13 protein-coding genes are annotated in these 14,861 nt (G+C 59.9%); 10 read left to right on the top strand and 3 right to left on the bottom strand.

The features are described 5' to 3' along the window. Positions 1–10: 10 nt before the first annotated feature. The 3 genes from QZ534_RS09095 to QZ534_RS09085 all read left to right on the top strand — a co-directional run bounded on the left by QZ534_RS09095 (position 11) and on the right by QZ534_RS09085 (position 3,398). Positions 11–1,231 carry a multidrug effflux MFS transporter gene (locus QZ534_RS09095; RefSeq protein ID WP_296933848.1) on the top strand — a complete coding sequence of 407 codons (1,221 nt, stop codon included), beginning with the start codon at positions 11–13 and terminating at the stop codon, positions 1,229–1,231. 70 nt (positions 1,232–1,301) lie between these two features. Continuing rightward, positions 1,302–1,799 (top strand): thiol peroxidase, encoded by a 498-nt coding sequence (gene tpx / locus QZ534_RS09090; protein WP_296933847.1) that lies wholly within the window; start codon positions 1,302–1,304, stop codon positions 1,797–1,799. A 261-nt stretch (positions 1,800–2,060) separates the two neighbouring features. Beyond that, positions 2,061–3,398, top strand: a complete 1,338-nt coding sequence (locus QZ534_RS09085) for an MATE family efflux transporter (RefSeq protein ID WP_296933846.1) — start codon at positions 2,061–2,063, stop codon at positions 3,396–3,398. Here the strand turns inward: QZ534_RS09085 and QZ534_RS09080 are convergent. Then, positions 3,384–3,809: a thioesterase family protein gene (locus QZ534_RS09080; RefSeq protein WP_296933844.1), complete on the bottom strand. Its 426-nt coding sequence runs from the start codon at positions 3,807–3,809 to the stop codon at positions 3,384–3,386. The two genes, QZ534_RS09085 and QZ534_RS09080, sit on opposite strands and share 15 nt — an antisense overlap. Before the next feature lie 292 nt (positions 3,810–4,101). On the opposite strand from QZ534_RS09080, the gene QZ534_RS09075 reads away from it, so the two are divergent. The 4 genes from QZ534_RS09075 to QZ534_RS09060 all read left to right on the top strand — a co-directional run bounded on the left by QZ534_RS09075 (position 4,102) and on the right by QZ534_RS09060 (position 8,871). Further along, a complete protein-coding gene (locus tag QZ534_RS09075) occupies positions 4,102–5,739 on the top strand; it encodes an MBL fold metallo-hydrolase (RefSeq protein WP_296933843.1) in 1,638 nt (545 codons plus the stop codon). A 191-nt stretch (positions 5,740–5,930) separates the two neighbouring features. Further along, positions 5,931–7,316, top strand: coding sequence for a succinylglutamate desuccinylase/aspartoacylase family protein (locus QZ534_RS09070; RefSeq protein ID WP_296933841.1), 1,386 nt, complete (start codon positions 5,931–5,933; stop codon positions 7,314–7,316). Between the two features lie 45 nt (positions 7,317–7,361). After that, the gene (locus QZ534_RS09065) at positions 7,362–8,330 is read left to right on the top strand and encodes a DMT family transporter (RefSeq protein WP_296933839.1); all 969 of its coding nucleotides are present in this window, start codon (positions 7,362–7,364) and stop codon (positions 8,328–8,330) included. Then, positions 8,323–8,871 carry a carbohydrate-binding protein gene (locus QZ534_RS09060; protein ID WP_296933834.1) on the top strand — a complete coding sequence of 183 codons (549 nt, stop codon included), beginning with the start codon at positions 8,323–8,325 and terminating at the stop codon, positions 8,869–8,871. Before QZ534_RS09065 ends, QZ534_RS09060 begins: the two co-directional genes overlap by 8 nt. An 18-nt stretch (positions 8,872–8,889) precedes the next feature. On the opposite strand, the gene QZ534_RS09055 is transcribed toward QZ534_RS09060, so the two are convergent. Continuing rightward, entirely contained in the window at positions 8,890–10,074 is a 1,185-nt protein-coding gene (locus QZ534_RS09055) for a MalY/PatB family protein (protein WP_296933832.1), read from the bottom strand. Positions 10,075–10,286: 212 nt separating this feature from the next. Between QZ534_RS09055 and QZ534_RS09050 the strand changes: the two genes are divergently transcribed. Next, positions 10,287–11,186, top strand: coding sequence for an AEC family transporter (locus QZ534_RS09050; protein WP_296933831.1), 900 nt, complete (start codon positions 10,287–10,289; stop codon positions 11,184–11,186). Positions 11,187–11,217: 31 nt separating this feature from the next. Next, positions 11,218–12,108: a prenyltransferase gene (locus QZ534_RS09045; protein WP_296933828.1), complete on the top strand. Its 891-nt coding sequence runs from the start codon at positions 11,218–11,220 to the stop codon at positions 12,106–12,108. On the opposite strand, the gene QZ534_RS09040 is transcribed toward QZ534_RS09045, so the two are convergent. Beyond that, complete coding sequence (locus QZ534_RS09040) at positions 12,098–13,741, bottom strand: methyl-accepting chemotaxis protein (RefSeq protein ID WP_296933827.1); 1,644 nt, start codon at positions 13,739–13,741, stop codon at positions 12,098–12,100. The two genes, QZ534_RS09045 and QZ534_RS09040, sit on opposite strands and share 11 nt — an antisense overlap. A 221-nt stretch (positions 13,742–13,962) precedes the next feature. Between QZ534_RS09040 and QZ534_RS09035 the strand changes: the two genes are divergently transcribed. Continuing rightward, on the top strand, positions 13,963–14,861 hold an 899-nt coding region (locus QZ534_RS09035; protein ID WP_296933825.1), incomplete at its 3' end, for an acyl-CoA dehydrogenase family protein.

The following is a 14,861-nucleotide window of genomic DNA, read 5'->3' as shown; positions in this document are numbered from 1 at the left end:
TAGGAAAACCATGCTGACTTTAACCAGTGTCTGGACAACGATACTTCTCGCCGCCGCCGTGGCCCTTGGGCCGCTGGCGACGGACATGTATTTGCCGGCACTGCCACAGATTGGTTCAGACTTCGCAACCGGTACCGATCAGGTTCAGCTGACTCTGAGCCTTTATCTGGTGGGCTTTGCCATTGCCCAGCTGATTTGCGGTCCGTTGGCGGACCGGTTTGGTCGCAAGCCGATCATGATTGGTGGTTTCGTGCTTTTCGCCATTGCCAGTATTGGCTGTGCGCTGGCAACCAATATTGAAACCTTGATCCTGTGCCGTTTCCTGCAAGCCCTTGGCGGGTCTGCCGGCCCGGTTCTGGGGCGGGCAGCCATTCGTGATATCTATACACCCCGCGAAGCAGCCAAGATTCTCGCCATCCTGGCCAGTATTATGGCCCTGGCGCCGGCAGTCGCGCCGACCATCGGTGGCTTGCTGACGGCCAACCTGGGCTGGGCTTCGGTATTCCTCGCTCTGGGTGGCTACGCCCTGGTCATGGCGGTGGTGGTGGCCTTTGGTATTCCCGAACCGATGCGGCCAGAGTATCGCCAGTCCCTGAAACTCTGCAGTCTGCTGCGTAACTACCGGACTATTGCGAGGGACATCAGTTTCCTGGGTTACACCCTGACCAACGCGCTGATTTTCTCTGGCCTGTTCGCGTTTCTATCCGGCTCGTCGTTTGTTCTCATTGATTTCCTGGGCGTGCCGACAGAACAGTTCGGTCTGTATTTCGCCTGCATGGTGGCCGGGTACATTATCGGTAATCTCACTGCCGTTCGCCTGGGGCGCAGTCTGCTACCCGATCAGATCCTGATTCGTGGCCTGATTATCGCCGTCGGCGGCGGCAGCCTGATGGCCCTACTGGCATTGAGCGAAGTGTTCAATGTCTGGGCGGTGATCCTGCCCCAGGCCCTGTTCATGGTCGGTACCGGAATGGTTCTGCCCCAGACCATGGCCGGCGCCCTGGCGAACTTCCCGACCATGGCCGGCTCAGCCTCTGCCCTGTTCGGTTTCACCCAGATGGCCGTCGCAGCCGTTGCCGGTATGCTGGTGGGCCACCTGCACGATGGCACCTCCCTGGTCATGGCCACCATCATCGCAGCCTGCGCCGCCATTGCCATGGGCTGTTATCTGGTGCTGGTTCAGCGTTATCCTGCCAAGGGTTTCGAGCCACAAGGCGCGACCGGCAATTAAGGCAAAATCATCCAAAGTGGTCTACACAGAGTACTTAACACTCTAACCCAGACACCGAGGAGCAAATACTATGAGCAGCGTAAACCTGGACGGCAATCCCATAGAATTGAGCGGTAAATTTCCCCAAACAGGGGACAATGCGCCTCCCTTTACCCTGACCAACAGCGGCCTGGAAGAAGTCAAACTCGACAACTGGGCCGGCAAGCGCAAGATCCTGAACATCATCCCCAGCATCGACACCGGCGTGTGCGCTGCCTCCACCCGTAAGTTCAACGAAAAGGCCGGCAGCCTCGACAACACCGTGGTCCTCGTCGTTTCCGCCGACCTGCCCTTCGCGGCTGCCCGGTTCTGCGGCGCCGAAGGCCTGAAAAACGTCGAAACCCTCTCCACCTTCCGGAACTACAGCTTCCAGCAGGACTACGGCGTCGCCATCCAGGACGGTCCCCTGGCCGGTCTCTGCGCCCGGGCGGTGGTTGTTCTGGACGAGAACAACAAGGTTATCCACAGCCAACTGGTCGATGAGATCAAGGACGAGCCGGATTACGATGCGGCCTTGAAGGCGCTTTGATCGTTTTCTCCAAAACCGAGCAGTTGGCTTAACCGCCAATTGCCGGGGGCAGCCGGATGGGGGCGGCTTTCTGAAACCGTGCGGAGCCAGGGATGGCGGAGCCGAGCGTACATGGACGTATTTACAGCGTGTTTCAGAAAGTCGCCCCCATCTGGCTGCATGCACCCTAAGCCGCGCCGACGGGCCTGCTAACACCGAAGCCAGGACCTGTTAGAATCCCCGCCCAAAGCCCGAATCTCAACCGAAGGCCCACACCACCCCGTGCAGACCACCACCCAGAACCCATCCCTGGCCCGCCAGCTCTACAGCATGACCTGGCCCATGCTGTTCGGCGTGTTATCCCTGATGACCTTCCAGCTGGCCGACAGTGCCTTCGTGGGTCAGCTTGGCCGGGATCCGCTGGCGGCGCTGGGCTTTACCCTGCCTATGCAGCAACTGATCATCGGCCTTCAGGTGGGTCTGGGGATTGCTACCACGGCGATTGTCTCCCGCACGCTGGGTGCCGGGGATGAGCTGCGGGCTTACCGGCTGGGCGGTCTGATTATTACCGTTGGCGGCAGCCTCGTTTTTGTTATCTGCGTCGCTCTGTGGTTTCTGCAGGGGCAGATCATGACTGCGCTTGGCGCGGAAGACTCGCTGCTGCCGCTGATCCGGCAATACTGGGTGCCCTGGCTGATGGCCGCCTGGACGGGGGCCTTCCTGTACTTCGGCTACAGCGTTTGCCGGTCCCACGGCGATACCAAATTGCCCGGGTACATGATGGTGGCCACGAGCCTGACCAACATCGCCCTGGACCCGCTCTATATCTTTGTTTTCGGCTGGGGCCTGCCCGGTGCCGCCTGGGCCACCATTACCTCTTTTGGTATCGGCTGCCTGGTGATCTACCCGAAGCTCCTGAAACGCCATTGGGTGCGCTTTGATCTCCAGGAGCTTGCGCTCTGGAAGGCCCTGAAGCAGCTCAACAGCATCATGGCCCCCGCCATGGTCAGCCAGCTTATGCCTGCGGTTTCGGCCATGCTGGCGACGGCCCTGGTGGCCGGGTTTGGTTCTGCAGCGGTCGCCGCCTGGGGCCTGGGTACCCGCCTGGAATTCTTCTCCATTGTGGTGGTGCTCGCCCTGACGATGTCTATGCCACCGATGATCGGCCGGATGCTGGGCGCGGGGGATATCGAGCAGATCCGCAAACTGGTACGCCTGGCCGTGCGTTTCGTGGTGCTCTGGCAGTTGGCCATTGGCTTGATCTGGCTGGTGGCCTCCGGGCTGGTATCCGAGCTGTTCTCCAGCGACCGCGCCGTTCAGGGAGTGCTGGCCGGTTATCTGGTTCGAGTGCCGCTGAGTTACAGCGGTCTGGGGGTCTGTATGCTGATGGTGTCGGTGTGCAATGCGCTGGGGCTGGCGATGCGGGCCCTGCTGGTGTCCACCCTGCGGCTGTTTCTCTGCTTTCTGCCACTGCTCTGGATTGGTAGCCAGATCAATGGCATCTATGGGCTTATGAGTGGTGCGCTAGTGGGCAATCTGTTTGCAGGCGCCATGGCTTACAGCTTTTACCGTGCCGGCATGACGCGTTTGAAGGCGGAGCTCGCCTCAGGCAAAGCGTGAGCGGAAGCTCTCGGGCACGGGCACCACTTCCTTGCGGTGGTAGTTAAAGAAGACGAAGCCATACTTCGCCAGCGCCACGGGCTGGCCGCTTTCGGCCTTGGTGACCCGGAACACGAAGTCCCCCCCATACTTGTTGAAGTCCATAACGCCCACTTCAAAGCGCAGCATTTCCGGGAAGAAGGATTCGGACTGGTACATGGTGGCCAGGTCGGTGACGATAATGCCGGTGCCGTCCTTGCTGGCTTCCTGGATGCCGTAGTTGACCAGGAATTGGGCCCGGGCTTCGGAAAGCATGGAGATGAGGGCGTCATTGCCCAGGTGGTTGGCGCCGTTGATGTCGGTGATTCTGACCGGCATCCTGGTTTCGAAGCAGAAGACGTCATCCGGGAAGGAGAGTTTGATTCGGGCCACGGGGGTTCCTGTTTTCGTTTCGTATCTTGGGGCGAATCATACGCTGTTCGACTTTAGTGTTCATCTTGGGATCTTGCCCTTCAAATGGGTTATCTTGGTTTCATGTCCATGCGCGTTGAGGTTTGGCGGAGCGATGGCTGGGAAAGGCCTTCCAAAACGCGCTCCTTGCGGCACGTCCATGTGACGCTTGACTGTCGCCATCCTTGGCGACAGACAGTTTTGGAAGGCCTTTCCCAACCATCGTTCGTACTTTGTTCGCGCACCGAATAATAACGAACGTATCTGGAGTCTTATGGAAATTCGTCCTGCTGCCACACTGGTTCTGGTTCGTGATACTTCCGATGGCCTTGAAGTCCTGCTGTTGCAACGGACCTGGGACGCTGTGTTTATGCCCGGCTATTTTGTGTTTCCCGGCGGAAGGGTCGAGGAAGACGAGACTCATGGGCAGGACCATATAATCGGCACCGTAGACGCCGAGATCAGTCAGATCATGAGTGTCGATGAGGGCGGCGCGGACTATATGCTGGCGGCGGTTCGGGAGTGTTTCGAGGAGTCCGGGGTTCTGGTTGCCGTGGATAAGCAGGGCAATCCCGTATCCGGCGATCACCCTGTTCACGCTGACCGGAAGTCTGTGTTCGACGGCGAGCTTTCTCTGGCCAATCTGTGTGAAAAGCATGGGTTGGCAATTCCGCTCGACAGGTTGGCTTACCTTGGCCACTGGATCACACCACCGGGGCCGCCACGGCGTTTCGATACGCGGTTTTTTGTAACGCCCGCGCCGGAAGGTCAACTGGCCGGTCACGACGGGGTGGAAACGATTGATCATGTCTGGATCCGCCCGGAGCAGGCTCTTGAGGATCATCGGAACGGCCAGCGGTTGCTGGGGCTGCCGACGATCCGGACGTTGCGGGTGCTCAACGGTTTTGAAACCATCGAAGCGCTGATGCGCTATGCCCACGCCAATCCTCCCGAGCCCTACCCCAATCAGCCCTGGCCGGCGACGAAGAAGGACAAGCCAGTGATACTGGAACCCGGGGCGCCGGCCTATGATGAGGCGGCGAAGCTGGATCCGGAGGGTGAAGGTTCCACGCAGGCGGAGATTATTCCCGGTGAAGCGGTTGAGGTTGCGGCCCGGGTGATCCGGCTGACGGCGCCCAATCCGGGCATGATGACCGGGCCGGGCACCAACACCTATATCCTGGGCCATGAGCGCTTCACGGTGATTGATCCAGGCCCCGCCAACGAGTCTCATATCGAGCGGATTCTGGAGGTGACCGGTGGCGTGATTGATCAGGTTCTGGTGACCCACACGCACCAGGACCATTCGCCAGCGGTGGCCGCCCTGAAAGAGCGCACCGGTTGCCGGGTGTTCGGTTGGCCAGCGCCCCCGGGTGCCGGGCAGGACCAGACGTTCCGCGCCGACGACGAGCCGGACCACGGCGATCTGATTGTGACCGAAGCCGGGGTTCTGAAGGTGCTGCATACCCCGGGCCATGCCTCGAACCATCTGTGTTTTCTGCTGACCGACCAGAAGCTGTTGTTTTCCGGCGACCACATCATGCAGGGCTCGACGGTGGTGATTAATCCGCCGGACGGAGATATGAAGGCGTATATCGAGTCACTTTACGAGTTGCTGGCCGAGTCCGTTCGTTTCATTGCGCCGGCGCACGGGTTCCTTATGGGGCACCCTGAAGCGGTGATCGATTTCCTGATCACCCACCGCCTGTCCCGTGAGCACAAGGTGGCTCGGGCGCTGGAGGCCCTCGCTCCGGTAGATCTGAAAGCCCTCACGGCAAAAGCCTATGACGATGTTCCTGCGGCCATCCATGGCCTTGCGGCGCGATCAGCACTGGCGCATTTGCTAAAACTGGAGGCCGAGCACCGGGCGTTCCGGGAGGACGATCTCTGGCATGCCGTTCACGACAGCTAACGCGGGAGTAACGAAAGCACACCGGATTTCGCAAAAAGCCCATACTGTTCATCACGTTTCCGGCGTATAACAGGATTCGTTATAACTTGCCCGGATTTCATGAAAGTGGCATTAAACCTTTGTCACAGCAGTATTCATGACCGCCAGAGGCACTCTATCCTTGAGCGCACACTGACGAACCGTGAGGAAATATGCTGTTTGAGCGGCTTCAAAAACCGTCCCCCCGGATCCTGCTGATCAGTCTGGTTATCCCCTGGCTGTCGGCACCGCTTTCGGCCGAAACTGATTCGGCAAAAACCAGTAAAAAATCCGAAGTGCTGATTGCCGAGCTGGCCGAGGACGAGAGCGTCGAGGACGTTGAGCATTCGGTACCCCTGCAGACAAAAGAGCAGGAACCCGAGGCCCGGAGGCCGGTGGCCACGCAGAGCGGTGCCGGTATTGACACGCCCTCAGCAGCGTCACGGAAGGTGGCCCCGAATATCGATCTGAAACAGGTTGCACCACCACCTGAGGCGCAGGCCTCAACGCCGGCTGAAACGGATGCAGACGCTGCCGAATCCGAGGTCATGGCAACGGAAGCCTTGGCCGAACCCGAACCGCAACCCGAGATTCGCGAGGGCAAGGTATTTACCCTGCTCGACAACGATGTCATGCCCGGCACCTCTACCCGCCTGGCCTGGACACCCGGCATTCAGATTGCCGGTCTGTCCCAGACAACGCCGGTTCTGGTGGTCAATGGTATCAACGCCGGCCCGACGCTTTGCCTCACCGGTGCTATTCACGGGGATGAGTTGAACGGCATCGAAATCATCCGCCAGACCATGTATGACCTGAACCCGGAGAAACTCTCGGGCACGGTCGTGGGCGTGCCGATTGTGAACCTGCCGGGATTCCAGCAGGGCAGTCGGTATCTGCCCGATCGTCGCGATCTCAACCGGCATTTCCCGGGCAGCCCCAACGGCAGCCTGGCCGACCGTATTGCCCACTCGCTGTTCGAAAACGTCATCCGCAAGTGCGACATGCTGGTGGATATTCACACCGGCTCACTGAAGCGCACCAACCTGCCGCAACTTCGTGCCGACATGAACAACCCGGATGTGGCGGAATTTACCCGCGGCTTTGACCGCATGGCGGTGGTGCACAGCTCCGGTTCCGCAGGCATGTTGCGCACGGCCGCCGTGGCGGCCGGCATTCGAACGGTCACCCTGGAAGCGGGCGAGTCCCACCGCATCCAGCAACACCAGATTAGCGCAGGTGTGAACAGCCTCACCAGCCTGATGGAACGTCAGGGCATGATCTCCCGGATGTTCGTGTGGGGCGATCCGGAACCGGTCTACTACGATTCCGACTGGATCCGGGCGGACCATGGCGGCATCCTGTTCAGCGAAATTGAGCTGGGGGCAAATGTATCAGAAGGAGAGATTCTCGGTTACGTCTCCGACCCGATCACCAATGCCCAGCACCCCATCCGCTCCACCATTGATGGCCGGGTTATCGGCATGGCCGTGGATCAGGTGGTGATGGCCGGCTTTGCCGCCTACCACATTGGTACGGAGGCAGAAGTTCCCGGAGAGTAGTATGCTAGGCTTTTTTCGGGCATCACCAACCCAGAAGGAGCCTTTGTGTCTTCCGAGAACGCCGGAGTCTTGTCGCGAATTCCCGGCCTGGCCTACATCGGGCTGGTTCTTACTCCGCTGTTCTGGGCCGGCAACGCGGTTGTCGCCCGGGGCACCGTAGAAAACATTCCGCCGCTCTCCATGTCGTTCTGGCGCTGGGTGATCGCCCTGGCGATCCTGTTGCCTTTCGGGCTTCCGGGTATCTGGCGCCACCGCCAGGTGATCCGCGAGCGGTTCGGTTCCATGCTGGCCCTGGCGACCTTCAGCGTGGGCGCATTCAATACCCTGCTGTACCTGGCGGCCACCACAACCACCGCCACCAATATTGCCCTTATCAACGCGACCATCCCCATTTTCGTGGCTTTACTCGCCTGGATACTGCTCGGCGACCGGACCTGGCCGATTCAGGCACTGGGCATCGCGCTGGCCATTTCTGGCATCGTTACCGTTATCGCCCGCGGCGATCTCTCGGTGCTGACCAGCCTTGAGGCCCAGCCGGGAGATCTGATCATGGTGGCGGCGGTATTCAGCTGGGGCCTGTTTTCGGTACTCTTGCGACGACAGGCCGTACCTCTGCCAGCGTTAACCTTTCTGACCACGCAGATCCTGTTGGGCACGCTGGTTGTCCTGCCATTCTACCTGGCCGATCTGATTTTCTTTTCCGGGGGCTTTGAACTGTCACAAAGCACCGCAGTGCCGTTGCTGTACTTTGCCATTTTCCCGGGAATACTGGCCTATGGATTCTGGAACCACGGTGTGCATAAAATTGGCCCGGCCAGGGCGGCCATCTTTATGTACCTGACCCCTGTCTTTGCCTCGATTCTGGCAGGTATTTTCCTGGCCGAATCCCTCGGGATGTTTCATGTTATCGGTGGTGTACTGATTCTTGCCGGGCTCGTCCTGGCCACACAGACCCGACTACGCACAAACTATCCACTCTCTGGACAGCAAGCAAAAGGAGACTCTCATGGTTGAATACGCAGTCAGAAACGCTCGTGGCTTCTTTTGCCTGATTCTTGTGTTGTTAACCGCCGGCCTCTCGACCGCGGCGACGGCGGAACCCTGTGATCCGGAAGAGTCTAAGTGGGTCCCTACCCGTTATTATCCAGCCGGTGCTACGGTCTTTCATAAAGGCAGTTGGTACGAGTCCCGTGAGCTGCATGAGGGCCTGGAGCCCGGCATTACCTTCGACTGGAAAAAGCTGGATTCAGTGCCGGACTGCGAGGATCACAAGCAAACCGCCAATCAGGCCCAGACCGGAGACGGGCAGCAAGAAGCCGAAGCTGCCGGTGCCGGTAAAACCGTCGGCAAGAGCAAACGGGGCGAGACTGCTTCCGGGATGTGTGTGCGGCCGGACCCGTGGTTATTTTCCAAGAGCTACACGGTTGGTAGCCTGGTTACCCACGGCGGCCAGATCTGGGAGGCTATCCGGGCGACCAACGGCGATATGCCCGGCATGAACAAACCTCCGCGCTGGCAGCTGGTGGAGGATCATTGCTCCCTGGGGCAACAGTAACCGGGAGCGGGCTGCCAGTCAGAGCGCCGCTTCGATGCGGTCGATGACCTGCTCAAGGACGGACCTCGGGCAGCCGATATTCAACCGCATAAAGCCACTGCCCGGGTCTCCGAAGGAGATGCCGGGATTCATACCCACACCGGCTTCCCGGACAAAGAAGCGTTTCAAACCCGCATCGTCCAGGCCCAGTTCGCGGCAATCCAGCCACAAGAGATAGGTGCCTTCCGGAGCGGACACGCGAATGCCGGGCAGGCGCTGGCCAACAGCCTCCAAAACATAATCCCGGTTTGCCTGCAAATAGGCCATCAGATCGTCCAGCCACGGGCCACCGTGACGATAGCCCGCCTCGAAGCCGGCAATACTGAACGGATTACACTGGGGCAGGTGCATGGATTCAAACACGGCCTTCATGGCTTTGCGCCGGTCCGCGTCGGGGATCACCAGCGCCGACAAACCCAACCCGGGCATGTTGAAACTCTTGCTGGGTGCCACCGCCGTAACCAGTGCGTCTTCAGGGCCGGCCAGGTTCGCCAGCATCGTGTGGCGAGGCTTATCCGGGAAGGTCAGATCGCAATGGATTTCGTCGGAAACCACCACCAGCTGGTGCCGGCGTGCGATATCCAGCACCGCCCCCAGTTCTTCCTCCGACCAGACCCGGCCAACCGGATTATGGGGCGAGCACAGCAGCAGGATCCGGGCATCGGGGCGGGCAGCACACTGCTCCAGATGATCCAGATCCATGCGGTAGTGGCCCGGGTCTCCGGTATCCGGATCCTCCGGCACCAGCGGGTTCTCGATCACCACCCGGCCACTGTGGCGCACCGAACTGAAGAACGGCGGATAGACCGGCGGCTGGATGATGACACCCTCACCGGGCCCGGCGTAGGCCATGCACGCGGCGTTGATGGACGGCACCACGCCAGGGGCCATCAGAATCCACTCGCGCCGGATCTCCCAGCCATGGCGGCTGGCAAACCAGTCAATCATCGACTGGTAAAGACTGTCCGGGAACAACGTGTAACCATAAACCGGGTGTGCGGCCCGCTCGGCCAGTGCGCGGGTGACCGCCTCGGGAGCCGCGAAGTCCATATCGGCAACCCAGACCGGAATTACATCCTCGGTGCCAAAAACCGCCTTGCGGGCATCGAACTTCACCGAACAGGTATTTTCACGGGAAACCGGTTGATCAAACGAACTGGACACAAGGACTCTCCAGGGCAGATAACAACATTGGAAGCCGTTATTGTGGTGGGCCCAATCAGGCTCCGCAAGCGCCTGAACGAACACGACCACCGTGTTCGTCTCCGGCTTTGGTCGAACATTATCGATTAGTGCTTGCCCAAACGGGCTGATACTTGCGAACCTAACGTTTTATCCAATAAAAACTTCCAGATATTTCTCCCGGAGCCTGTTCAATGATTGGCCAGATCCTGTCCACCATGTTGCCGGTGTTCCTGATCGCAGGATGCGGCGCCCTTTATGGCCGCTACCGGACGCCCGACATCCAGGGGCTGAACGTTCTCAACATGGAACTGTTTGTACCCATGCTGGTCTTTGCCGTTCTTGCTGACCAGCAGGCTCCCCTGCAGGAGTATGCCAGGCTGGCATTGGCGGCCACCGTGGTTGTACTCGGATCGGGCATTGTCCTGTATCCGCTGGCCAAGGTGATGAAGCTCAACTTGAAGACCTTCCTGCCACCGATGATGTTCAATAATTCCGGCAACATGGGCATTCCGCTGCTGGTGCTGGCCTTCGGCGATGCAGCCCTGCCGGCGGCCATCGTGCTGTTTATCGTGGAAATGCTGCTGCACTTTTCGGTGGGGCTGTACATGCTGGACCCCCATACGTCTATCGTAAAACGCCTGAAGCTACCCATCGTGTTTGCCAGTATCGCCGGGCTGTCAGTGAATCTCGGGGGCGTGCCTTTGCCGGAGTGGCTGCTGGAAACCCTGAACATGCTTGGGGGCGTCTGTATCCCGCTGATGCTCTTTGCCCTCGGCGTGCGCATGCTCGATATCGATTTCAGTGACTGGAAACTGGGAATGCTGGGTGCCATTGCCTGCCCCGCCAGTGGTCTGATCCTGGCCTGGCCGATGATTGCCGTTCTGGATCTGCCCGGGATGCAAGTGGCGGCGCTGTGGGTATTTGCGGCCCTACCGCCAGCCGTACTCAACTACATGGTGGCAGAACAGTATCGGCAGGAGCCACACAAGGTCGCGTCGCTGGTATTATTGAGCAACCTGGGCAGCCTGGTGGTGATGCCGGTTGTCCTCGGTCTGGTGTTTGCCGCTGGCTACGTTCCATCAGCCGGCTGATTGAAAGCTCTGTTCCCCCTGGAAGGACCCGATGTCTGAAACCGTTGCGGTGGTGCGCGCCTCCCGCCCCAATTTTCTGGTGCTTGCACCGCTGTGTGCCGGCCTTGGCGTGGCGGTAGCCTGGCAACAGGGCGAGCCACCGGCTCTGCTCAACACCCTGCTGGTGCTGATTGGCGCCCTACTCGCTCACGCTGCCGTCAATCTGCTCAACGAGTACGAGGACTTCGTCTCCGGACTGGATTTGATCACCCGACGCACACCGTTCTCCGGCGGCAGTGGTGCCCTGCCGGAAGTGCCGTCGGCCGCCAGACAGGTTCTGCTAGCCGCCTTTGGTACCCTGGGACTGGTTGTGGCCATCGGCCTCTACTTTCTCTGGCTCCGGGGCCTGCCCATGCTGGTTCTGGGCGCCGCCGGCGTGATGTTGGTTCTCACCTACACCCGCTGGATAACCCGTTCGCCTCTGATTTGTCTGCTGGCTCCGGGGCTGGGGTTCGGCCCGGTAATGATTCTGGGCAGTCTGATTGCCCTGGGAGCCCGGCTGGATGCGACCGCCCTGACCGTTTCCGCCATTGGCCTGCTGCTGGTCAGTGAGTTGCTGTTGATCAACCAGATTCCGGATGCGGATGCCGACCGCAAAGTTGGCCGTCGGCATCTGGTCATTACCCTGGGACAGCCGGCCGCAGCCCGTCTGGTGGCGCTGCTGTTACTGAGCAGCTATGGCATTCTTGAGGCGGCAATCTGGATCGGCTGGTTGCCGGTGTGGACCGCTCTCGCCCTTGCGCCTCTGCCGGCAGCGATCTGGGTATGCGTCAAGCTGCCAGGCGCGCTCGGCAACCCGGGACAGCTGAACACCCTTCTGGGCATCAACGTCGCGGTGCTGCTGGCAACCCTGGCGCTACTGATCTGTGGCCTCAGCCTCTAATCCGGAACACACTGACGCGTGAACGCAGCTGCTCTGCCAGCACTGCCAGATCCCGGCTGGCCCCGGCGACCTGTTCCGAACCGGCTGACGTTTCAACCGTGGCATCGTGGATGCGGCTGATGTTGCGGTTGACCTCTTCCGCAACCGAACTCTGCTCCTCGGAGGCGCTGGCAATCTGGGCATTCATGTCGTTGATGGCGCCGACTTCGCTGCGGATTCTGGCCAGGGCAGCTTCCGCCTCGCTGGTCTTGTCCACCGTGTTGCGTGCCAGTTCCCGACTGCTTTCCATGACGCTGGTCGCCTGACCGGCACCGGTCTGCAGGTTACCGATCATTTCCTGGATTTCCCGGGTTGAATCCTGGGTCCTGGATGCCAGTGAGCGAACCTCATCCGCTACCACCGCAAAGCCCCGGCCATGGGTGCCAGCACGGGCTGCCTCGATCGCGGCATTCAACGCCAGCAGGTTGGTCTGTTCGGCGATGCCATTGATTACTTCTATGATCTTCTCGATGTTGGCGCTGTCTTCCGATACCCGTTGCACGGTCTGGGTTGCCTGTTCCAGGGTTTCCGCCAACTCGCCAATAGAGGCTGCGGTTTCCTGCACCACCCGATTGCCGCTCTCCACTTCGCTATCGGCTTTCTGGGTAGCCGTTGCGGCGCTGGCGGCAAAGCCGGCCACTTCATTCACCGTGGCGGCCATCTGGTTAACGGCCGTGGCCATCTGTTCCGCTTCACTGGCCTGGAGGCGGATCTGCCGGCTATTGTTGTCCGAGGTGCTCTCAAGTTCAGACGAGGAATTGGAAAGCTCCTCAGCCGCCGACCGAACCTCCCGGATAATACCGCCCAGTCGCTCAACGGTATTCTGCAACGCGCCCATCACACTGTCCGGGTAACGGGTTCGAATATCCTGGTCCAGCTCCCCGTTGGCCAGCTGGCGAATCGCCTCGGCTACATCCTCCGGCTCACCGCCAAGAATCTTCTTCAGCCTGCGGATGATCACCAGGGCGACCAGGGCACCGAGAACCACCGCAAGACCGGTTACTGACAGGTTCAATGCGTTGAATGTGCTGGCGGCCTCGCGTACTTCATCCACGCCCGTCGTGACCACGTCTTCCTGGTAATCAATAAAGGCGTTGACCCGTTTGAGCCACTCCGAATAGGCACCGGAGACATCGCTGAGCAAAAAGGCCCTTGCCTGATCGATGTTGCCGGCCAGTCGCAGCTCGAGGAGTTCATCGGTCAGGGTCAGGGCCCTGAGTTCAATTTCCTTGATCGCGGCCAGCAGCTCCTCTTCCCGGCTGGTGGCACCTTCTTCCCGGAACATCGCATCCATGGGGCCGGCGGAATCACGGTAGAACGCTTTCAATCGCTCGATATCGGCAAGGTGTCTTTGCAGATCGCGGTTGTTTTCCACCAGCACCGCATCGCGAATCGCTATGGCCCGATCGTGGACACTGCCGCGGAAATTGATCGCATACCGCTGTTTCACCGCGGCACCGTCTCCCACATCGGTCAGTGTCCGGTCGATAAAGCCGACCCGCTGGTTGCCAATCAGGCTGACTGCAATTACCAGGGACAGAATCAGGCCAAAGCCAAGGGCTAGGCGTTTCGCAACGGTGAGCTGGCCAAACATGTTTACACTCCGGACACTTTTTATTGAATGAGGCTATGTGTTCTCCCAAAGTTGCAGTTTGGATCAATCAATAGCGCCCTCGGCCCGGCTTTTTGACAATACTTTTCATTACTGCAATCAATATTTACATAGCGCCCCCGAACCCCTTGCAACAGCATGGACTTTGACCGATGGTTAAAGTTGATTCTGAGCGATTGCATTCACGATACGGAGGTCTCCCCATGAGTGTTCTTCTCCTGTTGGTCAGCGCCCTGGTGCTGATCTATCTGGGTATAGGCGGCACCACAGCCGCTGCCATCATGTCCATTGCGACCGTTGTGGGCCTGTTTCAGGATGAATGGCATCTGATCAGCATTCTGTTTGGCGGTGCCCTGCTAGCCCTGGCGTTGATCCTGGTGATTCCCGGCGACCTGCGCCTCGACAAGCTCAGCCGCCCGCTACTGGGTTGGGTGCGCAGCCGATTGCCCAAACTCTCGGATACCGAAGCCGAAGCCCTGAAATCCGGCTCGGTAGACTGGGACGGCGAGCTCTTTTCTGGCAAGCCAAAGTGGAGCAAGCTCCTGGACGCGAAGCCGGCACACCTCACCAGCGAGGAACAGGCCTTCCTGGATGGTCCGGTGGAAAAGCTCTGCGCCATGCTCGACGACTGGAAGATCACCCACGAGCAGTACGACCTGCCGGACAAGGTCTGGAAGTTCATCCGTGAGAACGGCTTTTTCGGGCTGGTGATTCCAAAGGAAGACGGTGGCCTGGGCTTCTCCAACACCGCCCATTCCGAGATCGTGATGAAGATTTCCACCCGCAGCGTGTCGGCGGCCGTGACCGTAATGGTGCCGAACTCCCTCGGCCCGGGCGAGCTGCTGATGCACTACGGCACCGATGAGCAGAAACAGCACTATTTGCCCAGACTGGCCGGCGGCGACGAGATTCCCTGTTTCGCCCTCACCTCCCCCGTGGCCGGCTCCGACGCCGGCGCCATTCCGGACAAGGGCATCGTCTGCAAGGGCAAATGGAACGGCAAGGAAGTGCTGGGCCTGAAAGTCACCTGGAACAAGCGCTACATCACCCTGGCGCCGGTCGCTACGCTGATTGGCCTCGCCATCAAGGTTTACGACCCCGA

Origin of the sequence: uncultured Marinobacter sp. (assembly GCF_913055835.1) — a bacterium.
In the GTDB taxonomy this organism is placed as follows: domain Bacteria; phylum Pseudomonadota; class Gammaproteobacteria; order Pseudomonadales; family Oleiphilaceae; genus Marinobacter.
This window is presented reverse-complemented; position numbering and strand designations above follow the sequence as displayed.